Genomic DNA, 17,689 nt, shown 5'->3' with positions numbered 1-17,689 from the left:
GCGGCGTGCCCGAGGGAGACACGGTCTGGCGTACGGCCCGGCAGCTGAACGACGCGCTGGCGGGGGCCGAGCTGGTCTCGGCGGATCTGCGGGTGCCGCGGCTCGCCACCGTGGACCTGGCGGGGCGGGAGGTGCTGGAGACGCTCCCGCGCGGCAAGCACCTGCTCACCCGGCTCTCCGGCGGTCTGACACTCCACACCCACCTGGGTATGGAGGGCAGTTGGCGCTGCCGCCCGGTGGGTTCGCGCTGGGACGGCGGGCCCGCGCACCAGGTGCGGGCCGTCCTCGTCGGTACCGAGCAGCAGGCGATCGGCTACCGTCTTCCCGTTCTGGAGCTGCTGCGCACCCGCGAGGAGGAGTCGGCCGTCGGCCATCTCGGCCCCGATCTGCTCGGCGCGGACTGGGACCCCGGCGAGGCGTGGCGCCGGCTGACCGCCGAGCCCTCCCGCCCCCTCGGCGAGGCGCTGCTCGACCAGCGCAATCTGGCGGGCGTCGGGAACGTCTACCGCTCCGAGCTCTGCTTCCTGGTGCGGCTGCTCCCCTGGGCTCCCGTCTCGGCCGTCCCGGACCCGGACCGACTCCTGCGGCTCGCCCACCGGCTGCTTGTCGTCAACCGCGACCGGCTGCGCCGTGCCACCACCGGCGAGCGCCGTGCCGCCGGCCGAGCGCTGTGGGTGTACGGGCACCGATCGGCGCCCTGTCTGCGCTGCGGAGCACCGATCCGCCGCGCCGAAGTCGGGCCGCCCGACCGGCTCCGCCCTGTCTACTGGTGCCCCCGCTGCCAGCACGGCGGCCGATAGTCCGAGGCGGCTCTGCCCACCAGCCGTGCTGCATGCGCTCCCACGTCATACGGCGTTCGTAGGGCACCGCCTGCACGGGTATCAGCCCGAGCCCCCAGCTGCCGACGAGCACCGCCGCCTCCCAGGCGCCGGCCGTGTCGGGCGCGGTGGTCAGCCGCCACAGCGCGAGCGCGCCGGCGAGCACGCAGCAGACAGCGAGGGGGATACGGCACATCCTGGATATGCACATGGCGTCCATGCTCACCGAGGGGGCCCGGTCCCGCGAGCGCGCCAGCACAGCGGGACCTTCGCTCGGGCAGGGGTTGCGCACGAGCCCGAGGATGGCGGCCCCTGACACCGGGCCCCGGCACCAGCAGAGGCGCCGGGAGAGATCCTCCCGGCGCCTCTGAAGGCTTGTGGTGACGCGTCAGGCAGCGACGACGTCCACGGCTTCGGCAGGCCGCTTGATCGTCACCCGCTCCCCCGGGCGGCTCGTGACCGAGGTCACGGATACAGGGTTGAGCATGGGTCGCATCGGCGCAGGCACCGCATCTTGTGTCGCGGACTGTGCCAGCTCGGCGAGTGCCAGCTCATCGCTGACCTCCCGCATCAGCTCGGACATTCGGATGTCCAGCGCGTCGCAGATCGACGAAAGCAGCTCGGAGGAAGCCTCCTTCTGCCCCCGCTCGACCTCGGAGAGATAGCCGAGAGAGACGCGCGCGGATGCGGAGACTTCGCGCAGGGTACGGCCCTGACGCTGGCGCTGCCGACGCAGCACGTCACCAAGCAGGCGACGAAGCAGAATCATCGGTGGCTCCCTCCTCGGACCGCGTTCCTGAATCCTTCATGCCCCACCGTACCGTCTACAACCGTGGTAGCGCGGGGCGCTATCTCGTGTTCACTCTGGGCTGTAAACATCAGGTCCCCCATTTTGCTCCGTATGGTTCGTACCGCGTCGGCCCGCGGGCTCCTCGCGGTGCTCCGCGATCCGTGCGCACAGCAGTTCAAGCGCCGCGTGTACGCTTTTGTTCCGGATCTCGCCGCGCTCCCCCTGCAGCATCAGTCCCTCGACGGCCGGCTCTGCGGACATAGGTCCGGCGACCGCGACGAAGACCGTGCCCACCGGCGCACCGTCCTGCGGTTCCGGCCCCGCGACTCCGGTGGTCGCGAGCCCCCACTCGGCGTTCAGCAGGCGACGGGCGCCGGACGCCATCTGCCGGGCGACCTCCGGCTGCACCGCGCCGCCGGACGCCAGCAGCTCCCCGTCCACGCCGAGCAGTCCGCCCTTGAGGTCCGTCGCGTAGGCCGTCACTCCGCCCCGGAACGCACGGGAGGCGCCCGGTACGTCGGTGAGCGCGGCGGACACCAGCCCGCCGGTCAGCGACTCGGCCACCGCAAGGCGTTGGCCCGCGTCGGTCAGCAGGCCGAGCGCCCGTGCCGCGGCCTCACCGCTCACGCGGCTCCTCCTCCGGCAGTTCTGCCGGCTCGGGCCGCACCGCGGCAACCGGCCCGCCGGACGCCGCCGCGAGGCCGGCTCGGCGCAGCACAACCGCCTGCCGAACGTAGTCCGCGGCGGTCAGCACCGTCAGCACGACAGCGACTGCCATCACCCACCAGCGCAGCGTGGCCAGCGGCCCGGTGAGCGCCAGGATGTACATGCCGACGCCGACCCCCTGGGCCAGCGTCTTCATCTTCCCGCCTCTGCTTGCCGGGATGACGCCGTGCCGGATGACCCAGAACCGCATCAGCGTGATGCCCAGCTCCCTGGCGACGATGACACCCGTCACCCACCAGGAGAGGTCGCCGAGGGACGAGAGGCAGATCAGGGCGGCGCCCATGATCGCCTTGTCCGCGATCGGATCCGCGATCTTCCCGAAGTCGGTGACGAGGTTGTAGCGCCGGGCCAGCTCGCCGTCGAAGAGATCGGTGATCATCGCGATGGTGAACGCCGCCCACGCCAGTGAGCGCCAGGCCGGATCGTGACCTCCGGCGACGAGCATCAGTGCCACGAAGGCGGGCACCAGACCCAGCCGGATCATGGTCAGAATGTTGGCGATGTTCCACAGGCTGACCTGCCGCGGGGCGGCCTTCGTGGCACGCGCCACGGACCCGCCTCCCGCGGCCGAAGCCGGAACACCGGTCATAGGGACGCCTCCCCGCCCGGCAACCGCTCGGCAACCAGGTCGACGCCCTCGCTGGCCACCGCCTTGGCGAGCACCAGCTGCCCCGGCTGCGGCTCGGAGCCTTCCGCCCAGTCGCCCAGCAGTCGCACCTGCCCGTCGGTCTCCGGCGCCTGGTGCAGTGCGCGGCCGAGCACTCCGTCCTCGCCGTCCACCGACTCCACCAGGACCGACAGTGTCTCGCCCAGACGCTCCTCGGCCCGCTGCGCGGTGAGCTCCTCGGCCAGGGCGCTGACCCGGGCGAGCCGCTCGGCGACGGTGTCCTCGTCGTGCTTGTCCTCGTATCCGAGCGCCTCGGTGCCTTCCTCGTCGGAGTAGCCGAAGACCCCGATGGCGTCCAGGCGCGCGGCTGCGAGGAACCGTTCCAGCTCGGCGACGTCGTCCTCGCTCTCGCCGGGGAAGCCGACGATGAAGTTCGACCGGACGCCGGCCTGCGGTGCCTTGCTGCGGATCGCCTCCAGCAGCTCCAGGAAGCGGTCGGTGTCACCGAAGCGGCGCATGGCGCGCAGCACCTTCGGTGCGGAGTGCTGGAAGGAGAGGTCGAAGTAGGGGACGACCTTGTCCGTGCCGGTGAGGACCTCGATCAGCCCGGGCCGCATCTCGGCGGGCTGGAGGTAGCTCACCCGGACGCGTTCGATGCCGTCGACCGCCGCCAGCTCCGGCAGCAGGGACTCCAGCAGCCGGATGTCACCGAGGTCCTTGCCGTAGGAGGTGTTGTTCTCCGAGACGAGCATGACCTCCTTCACGCCCTGCTCGGCCAACCACCGTGTCTCGCCCAGCACATCGGAGGGCCGACGGGAGATGAAGGAGCCGCGGAAGGAGGGGATGGCACAGAACGAGCAGCGCCGGTCACAGCCGGAGGCCAGCTTGACGGAGGCCACCGGGCTGCGGCCGAGCCGGACGCGCAGCGGCGCGCGGGGGCCGGAGGCGGGCGCCACGCCTTCGGGGAGGTCCTCCGGCGCCGAGTCCCCGTGGCCCGGCAGTGCGACGGAGCTGCCCTGCCGCTCGGCCGGGCTGATCGGCAGCAGTTTGCGCCGGTCGCGCGGAGTGTGGGAGGCGTGGACGCCACCCGAAAGGATGGTCTGCAGTCGGTCGGAGATCTGTGCGTAGTCGTCGAAGCCGAGCACTCCGTCGGCTTCGGGCAGCGCCTGGGCGAGGTCCTTGCCGTACCGCTCGGCCATGCAGCCGACGGCGACCACGGCCTGCGTACGGCCGCTGTCCTTCAGGTCGTTGGCCTCCAGGAGGGCATCAACGGAGTCCTTCTTGGCGGCCTCCACGAAACCGCAGGTGTTGACGACTGCGACATCCGCTTCGGCGGCTTCCTCGACGAGATCCCAGCCGTCCGCTGCCAAGCGGCCTGCGAGCTCCTCCGAGTCCACCTCGTTGCGAGCACAGCCAAGAGTGACAAGGGCGACGGTACGGCGTTCGGGCATGGGCTCAGCCTACTTCGTCCCGCCCGGCACACTCTCCCGCACCCGGTGGACGGCTGTGATCAGCCCTGCTCCGGGTCTCCCTTGGTGTAGGTGAGCCGCTCGACCTGGCCGGGGCCGGTGGTGCGCTCGACCTTCTTGCCGTTGACGAAGAGCTCTATCGCGCCGCCGTTGCCGAGGACAAGCGAGATCTGGTCCTTGTCCATGAAGGTCTCCGACTGGCCGTCCTCCAGCAGGCCCTCGTGCAGCCTGCGACCCGTACGGTCCTCGACCGAGACCCAGCTGCTGCCCTCTGTCGCGACGACCTTGACGGTCACCCGGTCCTCGGGGGCCGCGGCGATCGGGCTCTCGGTCGGGTCGGGCGCGGTCTCCTCGGCGGGCTCACTCGGGTCCGGCCCCTTGGTGGTACCGCCGGAGTTGCCGGTGATGCTCGGGGACGCCTGGGGCGACGCGCTCTTGCCGCCCTCCTCACCACCACTGAAAAGAGTGAAGCCGACAAAGCCCACCACGGCGACTATTGCGGCCACCATCGCGGCCGTCCAGTTGGGGCGGCGGGACTCCGGCTTGACCCGCTCGGCGTCGAACAGCGGGGCGGCGGAGGTCGGTTCGGGGCGTCCGCCGTGCTCGGCGTCGTACTGCGCGACGAGCTCGTCGGCGGTCTCGGTGCCCAGACCCGCGGCGCGGGCGAGCGAACGGACATGGCCTCTGGCGTAGACGTCGCCACCGCAGCGCGAGTAGTCGTCCTCCTCGATGGCGTACACGATCGGCGCCCGGACGCGGGTCGTCGCGCTGACCTCGTCAACGCTCAGGCCGGCGTCGACACGGGCCTTCTTGAGAGCTCGACCGACCGAAGGCCGGTCCTCTGCGGAGGAGTTGCCGATGGACACGGGAGAGCCTTTCGAGCGTGTAGCCACCTGCTGGAAGTTCAGTCTATGGGCGGTGCGAAAGTTTCGGGCAAGCGGGCGGTGAATGTTTGTCCGCCATCGGGAGTCGCGGGACTCCCGTGGCTCGGGGTGTGAAGGAGCGTTCTCCTACACCTGTCCCAACTAGCGTGACGTATGCCTCACCGGAAAGGTTGTCTTGACGTTTATTACGACTGGGCCACGTACGGCGCTCACGCCTCGCCGCGGATCCGGGCCAGCACCTCGTCCAGCCCGTCCGCGTTGATCAGCACGTCACGGGCCTTGGAACCCTCGCTGGGGCCGACGATGTCCCGGCTCTCCATCAGGTCCATCAGCCGGCCCGCCTTCGCGAAGCCCACCCGCAGCTTGCGCTGGAGCATCGAGGTCGATCCGAACTGGGTGGAGACCACCAGCTCCGCCGCCTGGCAGAGCAGGTCGAGGTCGTCGCCGATCTCCTCGTCGATCTCCTTCTTCCTGCTCTGGCCGACCGTCACGTCGTCCCGGAAGATCGGCGCCATCTGCTCCTTGCAGTGCTGGACGACCCGGCCGATCTCGTCCTCGGTGACATAGGCGCCCTGCATACGCGTCGGCTTGCTCGCGCCCATCGGCAGGAACAGGCCGTCGCCCTTGCCGATCAGCTTCTCCGCGCCGGGCTGGTCGAGGATGACGCGGCTGTCCGCGAGCGAGGAGGTCGCGAACGCGAGACGCGAGGGGACGTTCGCCTTGATGAGTCCGGTGACGACGTCCACCGAGGGCCGCTGCGTCGCGAGCACCAGGTGGATACCGGCCGCCCGCGCCAGCTGGGTGATGCGCACGATGGCGTCCTCGACGTCCCTGGGCGCCACCATCATGAGGTCCGCCAGCTCGTCGACGATCACCAGCAGGTAGGGGTACGCCGACAGCTCCCGCTCGCTGCCGGGCGGGGTGGTCAACTTGCCGCTGCGCACTGCGGCGTTGAAGTCGTCGATGTGGCGGTACCCGAACGCCGCGAGGTCGTCATAGCGCAGGTCCATCTCCCGCACCACCCACTGCAGCGCCTCGGCGGCCTTCTTGGGGTTGGTGATGATCGGGGTGATCAGATGCGGGATGCCCTCGTAGGCCGTGAGCTCCACCCGCTTGGGGTCGACCAGCACCATCCGTACGTCCTCGGGGCTGGCCCGCGCCATGATCGAGGTGATCAGCCCGTTGATGCAGGAGGACTTTCCGGACCCGGTGGCACCGGCGACGAGGATGTGCGGCATCTTGGCGAGATTCGCCGACACGTAGCCGCCCTCGACGTCCTTGCCCAGTGCCACCAGCATCGGGTGCTCGTCGCCCGTCGCCTGCGACGAGCGCAGGACGTCCCCGACATTGACCATCTCCCGGTCGCTGTTGGGGATCTCGATCCCCACGGCCGACTTGCCGGGGATCGGCGAGATGATCCGCACATCGGGGCTGGCGACGGCGTACGCGATGTTCTTGGTCAGTGCGGTGATCTTCTCGACCTTCACCGCGGGGCCGAGCTCCACCTCGTACCGCGTGACCGTCGGGCCGCGGGTGAAGCCGGTGACCGAGGCGTCCACCTTGAACTCGGTGAACACCGTGGAGAGCGAGTCGACGACGGCGTCGTTCGCGGCGCTGCGGGTACGGCCGGGCCCGCCTCGTTCGAGCAGATCGAGCGAGGGCAGGGAGTAGGTGATGTCACCGGCGAGCTGGAGCTGCTCGGCACGGGGCGGCAGCGAGTTGGGCTCGGAGCCCGCGGGCTTCGTCAGATCGGGTACGACGCCCTTGTCCAGGCCCTTCGCGGCGTCCTTCCCGGCGGTCCGAGCGGCGCCGTCCTCGGCGAGCAGCTCGTCCTGCTGCGACTCGGCGAGCTTGGCCATCCTGGCGCGCGCGGACTGGTTGCCCGACGCCGAGCTGCTGAGGTCGGCGATCAGCGAGGACGGCTGAATGCCGTGGAGCACCGCGCCGTCGAGATCGGCCGCAGCCGCCGCAGCGATGTCGACGGCGTCCAACGAGCTGTCGGGGCCGGAGTCGTTGACCGACCGGCTGTCCTCGCGGCGTCGCGTACGACGGGAGCGGCGGTTGTCCAGTGCCTCCTTCTCGGCGTGGATCGGGTCGACGTCCTTGCGGAGGTTCGCCCGGCGGGAACGGGGCGGGCGGCGCTGCTCGTCCTCGTCCGTGCGCTCGTCGTCGGCGTCGTCCTCATCGGCTTCGTCCGCGTCCACCAGGCCCAGGCGCACGCCGAGTTGACGCAACCGCTCGGGAATCCGGTTCACCGGTGTTGCGGTGACCACCAGCACACCGAAGAGCGAGAGCAGCGCCAGCAGAGGCACGGCCAGCGCCTCGCTGACGGTGAAGATGAGCGGCTTCGAGGAGGCCCAGCCGATCAGGCCGCCCGCATCCTGCATCGCGTCGTGGCCGTCGGAGCGCCCAGGCGCACCGCAGGCCATGTGCACCAGCCCGAGCACACCGAGCACCAGCGCGGAGAGCCCCACGACGATCCGGCCGTTGGCCTCCGGCTTCTCCGGATGCCTTATGAAGCGCACCGCCATGACGCCCAGCAGGATCGGCACCAGCAGGTCGAGTCGCCCGAACGCGCCGGTGATCAGCATCGTGATCAGATCTCCGACCGGCCCGCGCAGATTCGACCAGGTTCCGGCTGCCACCACCAGGCCGAGGCCGAGCAGCAGCAGCGCGAGCCCGTCCTTGCGGTGGGCCTGGTCAAGTCCCTTGGCCCCGGCCCCTATTCCGCGGAACACCGACCCGACCGCGTGCGCGACGCCGAGCCAGATCGCGCGCAGCAGCCGGTAGAGGCCGTTGCCCGGCGGAGGGGTCGGTGCCGCCTTCTTGGCGGGCGCCTTGCGGGGGGAGGCCTTCTTCGCCGGAGACTTCCCGGCCGCTGCTTTCTTCGCGGGCGCCTTCTTGCCGGACGTACGTGAGGCCATGACGGAGAGGTTACCGCCGTCCGTGAGCGGGGGCGCGGAGGGATTGGGCGGAGCAAGGAGGCTGACGGCTCGTCAGCCTCCTTCTCTGCACCTGCGAACGGTCCTCGACCGCATGGAAGGCAGCCGACGCTGCGCCTGACCGGCTGCTACTGCGTGCCGGGCTCCAGGGCGTCAAGTGCCCTGCGCAGCCCGGTGAGCTTGCGCTCCAGGTGGGAGGCCGTGGCGACCGCCGCCCCGTCGGAGCTGTCGGCGAGCTGCTTGGAGAGTGCCTCGGCCTGCTCCTCGACCGCGGCGAGGCGGGCGGAGAGCTCGGCGACGAGCCCCACTGCCTCCCGATCCTCGGACGAGGCCGCCTGGCCGCCGTCGAGCTGCGCGCGCAGCAGTGAAGCCTGCTCCCGGAGCTGGACGTTCTTCATGTAGAGGTCGACGAAGACCGACACCTTCGCCCGCAGCACCCACGGGTCGAAGGGCTTGGAGATGTAGTCCACGGCGCCGGCCGCGTAGCCGCGGAAAGTGTGGTGCGGCCCGTGGTTGATAGCGGTCAGGAAGATGATGGGGATGTCCCGGGTCCGCTCCCGGCGTTTGATGTGTGCGGCTGTCTCGAATCCATCCATACCCGGCATCTGCACATCGAGCAGAATCACCGCGAAATCGTCCGTCAGAAGTGCCTTGAGCGCTTCCTCCCCGGACGATGCCCGCACCAGCGTCTGATCGAGCGCGGAGAGAATTGCCTCCAGCGCCAGCAGATTTTCCGGCCGGTCATCGACCAGGAGGATCTTGGCCTTCTGCACCATGACCCGTCCTCCTCGCCCCGGCAGCGCCTGGGACGCCACCCCTTGGAACGACTCTTCTGCGCCGCCCGTTCTTGTGCCGGTCATGGTAGCCGCACCGAGCGGCCCACCACACCCTGTCACCGAGATGTCACCGTGCACGTACCGGGAACGCTTCGGAAGACCAGAAGGTTCCTGGAATAACGCACTTCCACCCCCAAACGACCACAGTCTGTCAGCAGTGGTCCCCCGGAAGGGTATCGGGCGTCACTTCTCCCCCATCCACTGGTCCATCACAGTCAGAAGATGATCGGTGTCGACCGGCTTGGTGACGTAGTCCGACGCACCCGCCTCGATGCTCTTCTCCCGGTCCCCCTTCATCGCCTTCGCGGTCAGCGCGATGATCGGCAGCCCCGCGAACTGCGGCATCCTGCGGATCGCCGTCATCGTCGCGTAGCCGTCCATCTCCGGCATCATGATGTCCATCAGCACGAGCGCGGCGTCGTCGTGCTGTTCCAGCACCTCGATGCCCTCCCGGCCGTTCTCCGCGTAGAGCACCTGGAGACCGCTCTGCTCCAGCACGCTGGTGAGTGCGAAGACGTTGCGGATGTCGTCGTCGACGATCAGCACCTTGCTGCCGCGGAACCGCTGCGCGAACTCGGCCGGCCCGAACCGCTCCTGCTCACCGACCCCGCCGGACTCACCGCTCTCGGGATCCGCGCCGTCCGCCGAAGCCTCCGGGCTCTGCCCCTGCGCACCGTCCTCGACGGCACGCCTGCCGCCCGCCGCCGCACGGCGACGGCTGCGCTCCGCCAGGGTGTTGGCGGCCTGCTCGGCGTCGGGTACACCCGCCGGCAGCGCCGGCAGCCCGGGCGCCTCCTCGACCGCCGCAGGCTCCCGCGGCTCCTGGACGCCCTCCCGCGCGGCCGACGGCAGCGCCTGCGCGCCACCCAGCTGTGCATAGCCGTGCGGCGGCAACTCCGTGGGGAACAGCGGCAGATAGAGCGTGAAGGTGGAGCCCCGCCCCGGCTCGCTGGCCGCGTAGATCTCACCGCCCAGCAGACGCGCGATCTCCCGGCTGATCGACAGCCCGAGCCCCGTACCGCCGTACTTCCGGCTCGTCGTACCGTCCGCCTGCTTGAAGGCCTCGAAGATCACCCGCATCTTGCTCTGCGCGATACCGATACCGGTGTCGGTGACCGAGAAGGCGATCAGCTCCGCGTCCGCGTCCTGGAGGGAGCCGTGCTCCAGCATGAACTCCCTGATCGACACCGGTACGTCCGCCCGGGCCGAGCGGATCACCAGCTCCACCGCGCCCCCGTCGGTGAACTTCACCGCGTTGGAGAGCAGGTTGCGCAACACCTGCAGCAGCCGCTGCTCGTCGGTGTGCAGAGTCGGGGGCAGCTCGGGCGAGACCCGCACCGAGAAGTCGAGGTTCTTCTCCGCCGTCAGCGGACGGAAGGTCGCCTCCACGTAGTCGACGAGCTGCACCAGCGCGATACGGGTCGGACTCACGTCCATCTTTCCCGCCTCGACCTTGGACAGGTCCAGAATGTCGTTGATCAGCTGCAACAGGTCCGAGCCCGCTCCGTGGATCGTCTCCGAGAACTCCACCTGCTTGGGCGAGAGGTTGCCGTCGGCGTTGTCCGCGAGGAGCTTGGCGAGGATCAGCAGGGAGTTGAGCGGTGTACGCAGCTCGTGCGACATGTTCGCCAGGAACTCCGACTTGTAGCGCATCGAGACCGCGAGCTGTTCCGCGCGCTCCTCCAGGACCTGGCGGGCCTCCTCGATCTCGGAGTTCTTGATCTCGATGTCCCGGTTGGTCTGGGCGAGTTGGGCGGCCTTCTCCTCCAGCTGGGCGTTGGAGTCCTCGAGCGCCTTCTGCCGGTTCTCCAGCTCCGCCGAGCGGTCCTGGAGCTGCTCGGTCAGCTCCTGCGACTGGCTCAGCAGGACCTCGGTCTTGGTGTTGACGCTGATCGTGTTGACGCTGGTCGCGATCATCTCGGCGATCTGGCTGAGGAAGTCCTTCTGGATCTGGGTGAACGGCTGGAACGCGGCCAGCTCGATCACTCCCAGCGTGAAGCCCTCGAAGACGACCGGCAGCACGACGACATGTGTCGGCGTCGCCTCTCCGAGCCCCGAAGTGATCTTGAGATACCCAGCCGGGGCGTTCTCCATCAGGATGGTGCGCTTCTCCACCGCGGCCGTGCCGATCAGCGACTCGCCCGGTCCGAACGTCGTCGGCATCGCACCGAGCGCGTAGCCGTAGCTGCCGAGGAGCTGGAGCATGTAACTGCCGTCCGCGCCCTGGCCGACCGCGACCGTCTCCTTGTCCTTTCCGGTCGGCACCGCCAGGAAGAACGCGCCGTGGTGGGCAGAGACTGCGGGGGTCAGCTCGCTCATGATCAGCTGGGCGACGTCCTTGAGGTCGCGCCTCCCCTGCATCAGCCCGGAGATGCGCGCGAGGTTGCCCTTGAGCCAGTCCTGCTCCTGGTTGGCGAGCGTGGTCTCGCGCAGGTTGCTGATCATCGTGTTGATGTAGCCCTGCAGCTCCAGGATCTCCCCGGAGGCGTCCACGTCGATCCGCACGCCGTGGTCGCCCCGCGTCACCGCGGTGGCGACCTGGGCGATGGCGCGCATCTGGCGGGTGAGGTTGCCCGCCATCTCGTTCACGGACTCCGTCAGGTCCTTCCAGGTGCCGGCCACGTCGCGCACTCGCGCCTGGCCGCCCAACTTGCCCTCGGTGCCCACCTCTCGGGCCACCCGCGTCACCTGTTCGGCGAAGGACGACAGCTGATCCACCATCGTGTTGATCGTGGTCTTCAGCTCCAGGATCTCGCCCCGGGCGTCCACGTCGATCTTCTGCGAGAGATCGCCGCGCGCCACCGCGGTGGCCACCTGCGAGATGTTCCTCACCTGAGCGGTGAGGTTGCCCGCCATGAAGTTCACCGAGTCCGTCAGATCGCGCCAGACACCCGCGACGCCCGGCACCTGCGCCTGACCGCCCAGACGGCCCTCGGTGCCCACCTCGCGGGCCACCCTGGTCACCTGGTCGGCGAAAGCGGAGAGCTGGTCCACCATCGTGTTGATGGTGTTCTTCAGCTCCAGGATCTCGCCGCGGGCGTCGACCTCGATCTTCTGCGAGAGATCGCCGCGCGCCACTGCAGTGGTGACCTGCGCGATCTGCCGCACCTGCGAAGTCAGGTTGCCCGCCATGAAGTTGACGGAGTCCGTCAGGTCCTTCCAGGTGCCCGACACTCCGTCGACCCGCGCCTGACCGCCGAGGCGGCCCTCCGTGCCCACGTCCCGGGCCATCCTGGTGACCTGCTCGGCGAAGGAGGAGAGCTGGTCGACCATGGTGTTCACGGTGTTCTTCAGCTCCAGCATCTCGCCGGAGACATCCACCGTCACCTTCTGCGACAGGTCACCGTTGGCCACCGCCGTGGTCACCTGGGCGATGTCCCGCACCTGACCGGTGAGGTTGCGGAACGCGGTGTTGACCGAGTCCGTCAGGTCCTTCCAGATTCCCGCGGCGCCGGGCACCTGCGCCTGACCGCCGAGGATCCCCTCCGTACCGACCTCACGCGCCGCACGGGTCACCTCGTCGGCGAACGTACGCAGGGTCTCCGTCATCGTGTTCATCGTTCCGGCGAGCTTGGCGACCTCGCCGCGGGCGTTGACCGTGACTTTCTGGGACAGGTCGCCGCTGGCGACCGCCGTGGTGACCCGGGCGATCTCCCGCACCTGGGAGGTGAGGTTGCCGGCCATCAGGTTGACGGAGTCGGTGAGGTCCTGCCACACCCCTGCGACGCCGTCGACCCGTGCCTGACCGCCCAACTCGCCCTCGGTGCCCACCTCACGGGCCACCCTGGTCACCTCGGACTGGAACGAGGAGAGCTGATCGACCATCGTGTTGACGGTGTTCTTCAGCTCCAGCATCTCGCCGGCCACGTGCACCGTGACCTTGCGCGACAGATCGCCCTTCGCCACCGCCGTCGTCACCAGCGCGATGTCGCGCACCTGGGCGGTCAGCCGGGAGGCCATGGTGTTGACGGAGTCGGTCAGGTCCTTCCAGGACCCCGACATCCCGCGCACCTTGGCCTGGCCGCCGAGCTTGCCCTCCGTACCGACCTCGCTGGCCACCCGCGTCACCTCGTCGGTGAACACCGACAGCAGCTCGACCAGGCCGTTGACCGTCTTGCCGACCTTCAGGAACTCCCCGCGCAGCGGCTGGGTCCCGTTGGCCCGCTGGACCCGGAGGTCCATCCGCTGCTCGAGATCGCCCTCGGCGACCGCGTTCAGCACCTGCCCCACCTCGGACACCGGCCGCACGAGGTCGTCGACGAGCGAGTTCGCCGCCTCGACCGAGGTCGCCCAGGCACCCTCGCCGGCGCCCACTTCCAGGCGCTCGGTGAGCTTGCCGTCCCGGCCGACCACACGCCGTACGCGGCTCAGTTCGCCCGCGAGGTGCATGTTGCGGTCGGCAACCTCGTTGAAGATCGCGGAGATCTCCGCCATCGGTCCTTCACCGGTGACGGTCAGGCGTTTGCGGAAGTTGCCGTCCCGCATCGCCTCCAGAGCCGCTCTCAGCCTGTCCACGGCCGCGGCGTCCACCTCGACGGTTCCCGCCCTCCGGGATCGTCCGCTCTTCGTACGCGTGCCAGAGGCCCGCGTCTCAGCGCCAGACTCCACCGTGTCCCTCCCGCAGGTCGACCAATTCACCCGGGTTCTCTCTTCGAGCCTTCCCAGTGTTTCACTGCGGCCGAACCAGGCGATAACAGTTCGGCAGCATCGCACACCGAGATCTGGTTCCGCTGCGGGGGGAATCATTCACTCCGGCCCACATCGGGCCCGGATACGTAAGTAACCTGGCTGCTTGCTGCCTATCCGTACCGGTCGCACCGAAATCGGGACGACCACGCCAAGACGGGCAGGATGACGGACGGCAGAGTGACACGAAAGGCAACGGAGGGGCAGCCGCGGTGAACCAGCACAGCGCCGAGCGGGGACGAGCCGCAACCATCCCCGCACAGGTAGGTTCGCAGAGCAGCAGCACAAGATTCTTGGGGAGTTCAGTGATCACGGCCCGGGCCGCCGCCACCTACGAGCCGGTCGGACGCTCGGTCGCAGCCGCCCGCGGCTTCGTCCGGGACACCCTCCACGGCTGGGGGCTGGCGGACGTCGTGGACGACGCCGTGGTCCTCACCAGCGAGCTCGTCACCAACGCCGTTGTCCACGCGGGCACCGCCGCGGACGTCATCTGTCTGCGCGAGGACACCGGGATCCGCGTCGAGGTCCGGGACCGCCACCCCGAGCGTGAGCTGCCGCTCCAGGAGAGCAGCCACCAGCCCGGCCACCCGGACCGCGAGGGCGGGCGCGGGCTGCTGCTCTGCGCCGCGCTCGCATCCCGCTGGGGCGTGGAGTACACCGCCGCCGACAAGCGGGTCTGGTTCCGTCTGGACATGCCGGACCGGCCGGTCGGCACCCGTCTCGCCGGCCCCGAGCTGCCCGAGGAAGAGCTGCCGGTCACCGACCACCGAGTGCGCGTGGCCGTACTGCAGGTCGACGGCGCGGGCGCGGTCTCCGCGTGGAACGACGACGCCCAGTCGCTCTTCGGCTACTCCGCGGAGCAGGTCATCGGCAAGCCCCTCACCGACCTCGCCGCCTGGCCGCACACCCCCGGCACCGGCACCGGCATCGCCGAGGCGCTCGTCCTCTCGCGCTGGGAGGGCACCTACGGGCTGCGCGACGCCGGCGGCCGTACGGTTCCGGTCTACGCCTCGCACCTGCGAGTGCGCGACGAGGACGGAGCACCGTCCACGGTCTGTCTGCTCGTCCTCGACAGCGAGCGGGCCGTACTCCAGTCGCACCCACGTTCCAAATCGCACGACGGCGGCCACGGCGAGCGCGAGTCCCGTACCACCGACCCCTTCGAGGCGTTCATCGGTTCGCCGCCGCCGGAGGACCTCGACGGGCTGCTCCAGCGCACTGTCGAGCGCGCCCGCGACATGCTCGACGGCGACGCCGCGTACCTCCTGCTCGCCACCGACGACGAGACGGAGCTCGAGGTACGCGCCAGCACCGGTCTGCCGTCCGCCCGGCAGCGTTTCGCCCGAGTCCCCGTCGAGGCCGGCACCGGCCGGTACGGCAGTGCGCGAATGCCCTCCGTCCACGAGGACGTCACCTCCGCTCCCGGCTCCGTACCGCTGCTCAGCGGCACCGGGATGCGTTCTGTGGTCACCGTGCCGCTCAAGGTCGAGGGCCGGCTGACCGGTTCCCTCGGGGTCGCCGCGGAGGCCGCCGCCCGGTACACCAACGAAGAGGCGTTGCGGCTCCAGTTCGCCGCCGACCGCATCGCACTGGCCGTCGAGTCCGCCCGGCTCACCGAGCTGGAGCGGCTGCGGCGCGGCTCGCTCAGCTTCCTCGTCGAGGCCTCCGACCTGCTGGCCGGCACTCTCGACCGGGACCAGACGCTGGCGCTCATGGCCCAGATGACCGTCCCGACCCTCGCCTCGTGGTGCGCGGTCTACACCGTCGCCGACCAGACCTCGGAGCCCTACCTCAGCTACGTGCTGCACGAGGACGAGGACCGCATCGACGGCCTCAAGGCGCTGCTGGGCAAGGTCGACGCCCCCGAGCCCCTGATCACCCCCGGCGCCCGCGTGTGGACCGCTCCCAGCGACGCCGCCCACTCCGCGGCGCTGCGCACCTCGCTGCGCACTCTGCTGCTCGACGACCCCGCGCTCACCGCACCCGGCACATCCCTGGCCACAGCCTCGGCAGTCGGAGGCGAGACGGTCGTACTGCCCCTGGTCGCCCGCAATCGCGTCATCGGCATGCTCGTCCTCGGCAAGCCGACCGACGAGCGGTTCCGCCAGGAGATCCTCGAGCTGGCCGAGGACCTGTCCCGCAGAGCCGCGCTCGCCCTGGACAACGCACGGCTCTACTCCGAGCGCACCACCATCAGCCAGTCGCTCCAACGCAGCCTGCTCCCACCGGAGTTGCCTCCGATCGACGGCGTCGAGGTGGAGGTCATCTACCGAGCCGCGGGCGAGGGCAACGAGGTCGGTGGCGACTTCTACGACCTCTTCCCCATCAGCGACGGCGCGTACGGCTTCGCGATCGGCGACGTCTGCGGCACCGGCCCCGAGGCCGCAGCGGTCACCGGCCTCGCCCGTCACGCACTGCGGCTGCTTGCCAGAGAAGGCTTCGGCGGCCCGGCCGTGCTCGAGCGTCTGAACACGGCGATCCTCGACGAGGGTGCACGCAGCCGCTTCCTCACTCTTCTCTACGGCGAGCTCTGGCCACAGGAGGACGGCAGCGCGCTGCTCAAGGTGGTCTGTGCCGGCCACCCACTCCCGCTACGGCTGAGGCCCGACGGCACGGTCGAGCCCGCCGCCGAACCCCAGCCGCTGCTGGGCGTCATGGACGATCTGGAGCTGTACGAGCAGGTGCTCACGCTCGACCCCGGCGACGTCCTGCTCTGCGTCACCGACGGTGTGACCGAACGCCGTGAAGGCACCCGGATGTTGGGGGACGACGGACTCGCCGACTGCCTGAGCAGCTGCACCGGTCTCAACGCCGGCGCAGTCGCCGCCCGCATCATGCGCGCGGTCGAGCGATTCGCCGCCGACGCCCCGTCGGACGATATGGCAATCCTCGCGATGCGCGTACCGCACTGAGGCGCCAAGAACCCCGGACACGAAGAAAGGCCCGCCAATGGCGGGCCTTTCCTGTGCGAGCCCCAAAACGGAATCGAACCGTTGACCTTCTCCTTACCATGGAGACGCTCTGCCGACTGAGCTATTGGGGCCTGTCGACAAAGTCGATCATACCTGACTCCGAGCGGTGCCTGCGACATCGGACTCTGCCCGGCTCGCCCCGGCCGTTGACCTCAGCAGGCAGGTTCCATCAGAAGACCACCGAGCGAGTTGCAGGCAGAGGCGATGCGCGAGAGCTGACGTCGGCTCATGGAGTCCTCGAGCGTCAACGCCAGCCCCTGCTCGGCCGCCAGTTCGGACTCCTGCAGCCACTGGGCGGTACGCAGCCCACGGGCTCGATGCGCAGGGGTCACTATCGGCACGTAGCACTCGATGCCCCGCGCGCGCAGCGCGTGCCGGAAGACGTCCCGGTCCGGACGCCCGTTCCCGGGCACCCGCACCACGTACTCCTCGAAGGCGTGCTCGGCGCCGGCCCGGGTCTGCGGGGGCAGCACTCCGCGCAGGCGGCTCCCCAGGAACGAGGCCCGTTCACGACGGCGGAGCGCCTGGCCGGACGGGATCTCGCCGAGACTGCGACCGTCCTCGACCAACTCTGCGCCGCGACGCTGAGCGAGTTCCTCCAGCCGCACCATGTCGGCGGGGTGGCCGAACAGGTGGATCGCGACGATCGCCACTGTCCGCTCGCTCATCACCGCTTCTGCAGAACTCGGTGAGAGGCAGAAGCTCAGCGGGTCGATGTCCGCGAACACCGGTACCGCGCCCGCCAGTTGGACCTCGCGGGCCGCACGGTCGCCGCCGTAGGACGGGAGGACGACTTCGTCCCCGGGCCGAAGTCCGAGCGCTGCCAACTGTGTCATCGCCATGCCAGGATCATCGAGGCAAGACATGAACTCCCGGTGACAGAACACAAAAAGGCGGGGTCGTCCGGAGTGAACTCCGGACGACCCCGCCCTCAATGATTGTTCGGCGGCGACCTACTC

General features: G+C 69.7%; 11 protein-coding genes and 1 tRNA gene. 2 read left to right on the top strand and 10 right to left on the bottom strand.

Features of this window, described 5'->3' with window-relative positions:
• Positions 1-5 precede the first annotated feature (5 nt).
• On the top strand, positions 6-800 hold the full coding sequence (locus JGS22_RS22155; protein ID WP_211041144.1) for an Fpg/Nei family DNA glycosylase: 795 nt from the start codon (positions 6-8) through the stop codon (positions 798-800).
• Between the two features lie 406 nt (positions 801-1,206).
• Here the strand turns inward: JGS22_RS22155 and JGS22_RS22150 are convergent, their stop codons facing one another.
• The 8 genes from JGS22_RS22150 to JGS22_RS22115 all read right to left on the bottom strand — a co-directional run bounded on the left by JGS22_RS22150 (position 1,207) and on the right by JGS22_RS22115 (position 13,557).
• Positions 1,207-1,587: a helix-turn-helix domain-containing protein gene (locus JGS22_RS22150; protein WP_211041145.1), complete on the bottom strand. Its 381-nt coding sequence runs from the start codon at positions 1,585-1,587 to the stop codon at positions 1,207-1,209.
• A 90-nt stretch (positions 1,588-1,677) separates the two neighbouring features.
• A complete protein-coding gene (locus tag JGS22_RS22145; protein WP_211041146.1) occupies positions 1,678-2,235 on the bottom strand; it encodes a CinA family protein in 558 nt (185 codons plus the stop codon).
• The gene (gene pgsA / locus JGS22_RS22140; protein WP_211041147.1) at positions 2,225-2,923 is read right to left on the bottom strand and encodes a CDP-diacylglycerol--glycerol-3-phosphate 3-phosphatidyltransferase; all 699 of its coding nucleotides are present in this window, start codon (positions 2,921-2,923) and stop codon (positions 2,225-2,227) included. The genes JGS22_RS22145 and pgsA overlap by 11 nt, the downstream gene beginning before the upstream one ends.
• Positions 2,920-4,392 carry a 30S ribosomal protein S12 methylthiotransferase RimO gene (gene rimO / locus JGS22_RS22135; RefSeq protein ID WP_211041148.1) on the bottom strand — a complete coding sequence of 491 codons (1,473 nt, stop codon included), beginning with the start codon at positions 4,390-4,392 and terminating at the stop codon, positions 2,920-2,922. The genes pgsA and rimO overlap by 4 nt, the downstream gene beginning before the upstream one ends.
• Positions 4,393-4,451: 59 nt before the next feature.
• Complete coding sequence (locus tag JGS22_RS22130; protein WP_211041149.1) at positions 4,452-5,276, bottom strand: helix-turn-helix domain-containing protein; 825 nt, start codon at positions 5,274-5,276, stop codon at positions 4,452-4,454.
• Between the two features lie 227 nt (positions 5,277-5,503).
• Positions 5,504-8,218: a DNA translocase FtsK gene (locus JGS22_RS22125; RefSeq protein ID WP_211041150.1), complete on the bottom strand. Its 2,715-nt coding sequence runs from the start codon at positions 8,216-8,218 to the stop codon at positions 5,504-5,506.
• Positions 8,219-8,364: 146 nt separating this feature from the next.
• The gene (locus tag JGS22_RS22120) at positions 8,365-9,012 is read right to left on the bottom strand and encodes a response regulator (RefSeq protein ID WP_211041151.1); all 648 of its coding nucleotides are present in this window, start codon (positions 9,010-9,012) and stop codon (positions 8,365-8,367) included.
• Between the two features lie 243 nt (positions 9,013-9,255).
• Positions 9,256-13,557 carry a HAMP domain-containing protein gene (locus JGS22_RS22115; protein ID WP_236074288.1) on the bottom strand — a complete coding sequence of 1,434 codons (4,302 nt, stop codon included), beginning with the start codon at positions 13,555-13,557 and terminating at the stop codon, positions 9,256-9,258.
• Positions 13,558-14,063: 506 nt separating this feature from the next.
• Here JGS22_RS22115 and JGS22_RS22110 point away from each other — a divergent pair.
• Positions 14,064-16,670, top strand: coding sequence for a SpoIIE family protein phosphatase (locus JGS22_RS22110; RefSeq protein WP_211041153.1), 2,607 nt, complete (start codon positions 14,064-14,066; stop codon positions 16,668-16,670).
• A 58-nt stretch (positions 16,671-16,728) separates the two neighbouring features.
• Here JGS22_RS22110 and JGS22_RS22105 read toward each other — a convergent pair.
• Together JGS22_RS22105 and JGS22_RS22100 are read right to left on the bottom strand one after the other, a co-directional pair.
• Positions 16,729-16,801 (bottom strand) — tRNA-Thr (locus JGS22_RS22105).
• An 81-nt stretch (positions 16,802-16,882) separates the two neighbouring features.
• Positions 16,883-17,572 carry a DegT/DnrJ/EryC1/StrS family aminotransferase gene (locus JGS22_RS22100; RefSeq protein ID WP_211041154.1) on the bottom strand — a complete coding sequence of 230 codons (690 nt, stop codon included), beginning with the start codon at positions 17,570-17,572 and terminating at the stop codon, positions 16,883-16,885.
• Positions 17,573-17,689 lie beyond the last annotated feature (117 nt).

Source organism: Streptomyces tardus, from assembly GCF_018101125.2.
Taxonomy (GTDB): Bacteria; Actinomycetota; Actinomycetes; order Streptomycetales; family Streptomycetaceae; genus Streptomyces; species Streptomyces tardus.
Note: the sequence above shows the minus strand (reverse complement) of the source record. Positions and strands in the feature narration are given on the sequence as shown.

Excerpts from the sequence above, each read along its gene's own strand:
- JGS22_RS22115 (WP_236074288.1), bottom strand. The coding sequence starts at position 13,557 with ATGCGGGACGGCAACTTCCGCAAACGCCTGACCGTCACCGGTGAAGGA.
- JGS22_RS22150 (WP_211041145.1), bottom strand. The coding sequence starts at position 1,587 with ATGATTCTGCTTCGTCGCCTGCTTGGTGACGTGCTGCGTCGGCAGCGC.
- JGS22_RS22125 (WP_211041150.1), bottom strand. The coding sequence starts at position 8,218 with ATGGCCTCACGTACGTCCGGCAAGAAGGCGCCCGCGAAGAAAGCAGCG.
- rimO (WP_211041148.1), bottom strand. The coding sequence starts at position 4,392 with ATGCCCGAACGCCGTACCGTCGCCCTTGTCACTCTTGGCTGTGCTCGC.
- JGS22_RS22120 (WP_211041151.1), bottom strand. The coding sequence starts at position 9,012 with ATGGTGCAGAAGGCCAAGATCCTCCTGGTCGATGACCGGCCGGAAAAT.
- pgsA (WP_211041147.1), bottom strand. The coding sequence starts at position 2,923 with ATGACCGGTGTTCCGGCTTCGGCCGCGGGAGGCGGGTCCGTGGCGCGT.
- JGS22_RS22100 (WP_211041154.1), bottom strand. The coding sequence starts at position 17,572 with ATGGCGATGACACAGTTGGCAGCGCTCGGACTTCGGCCCGGGGACGAA.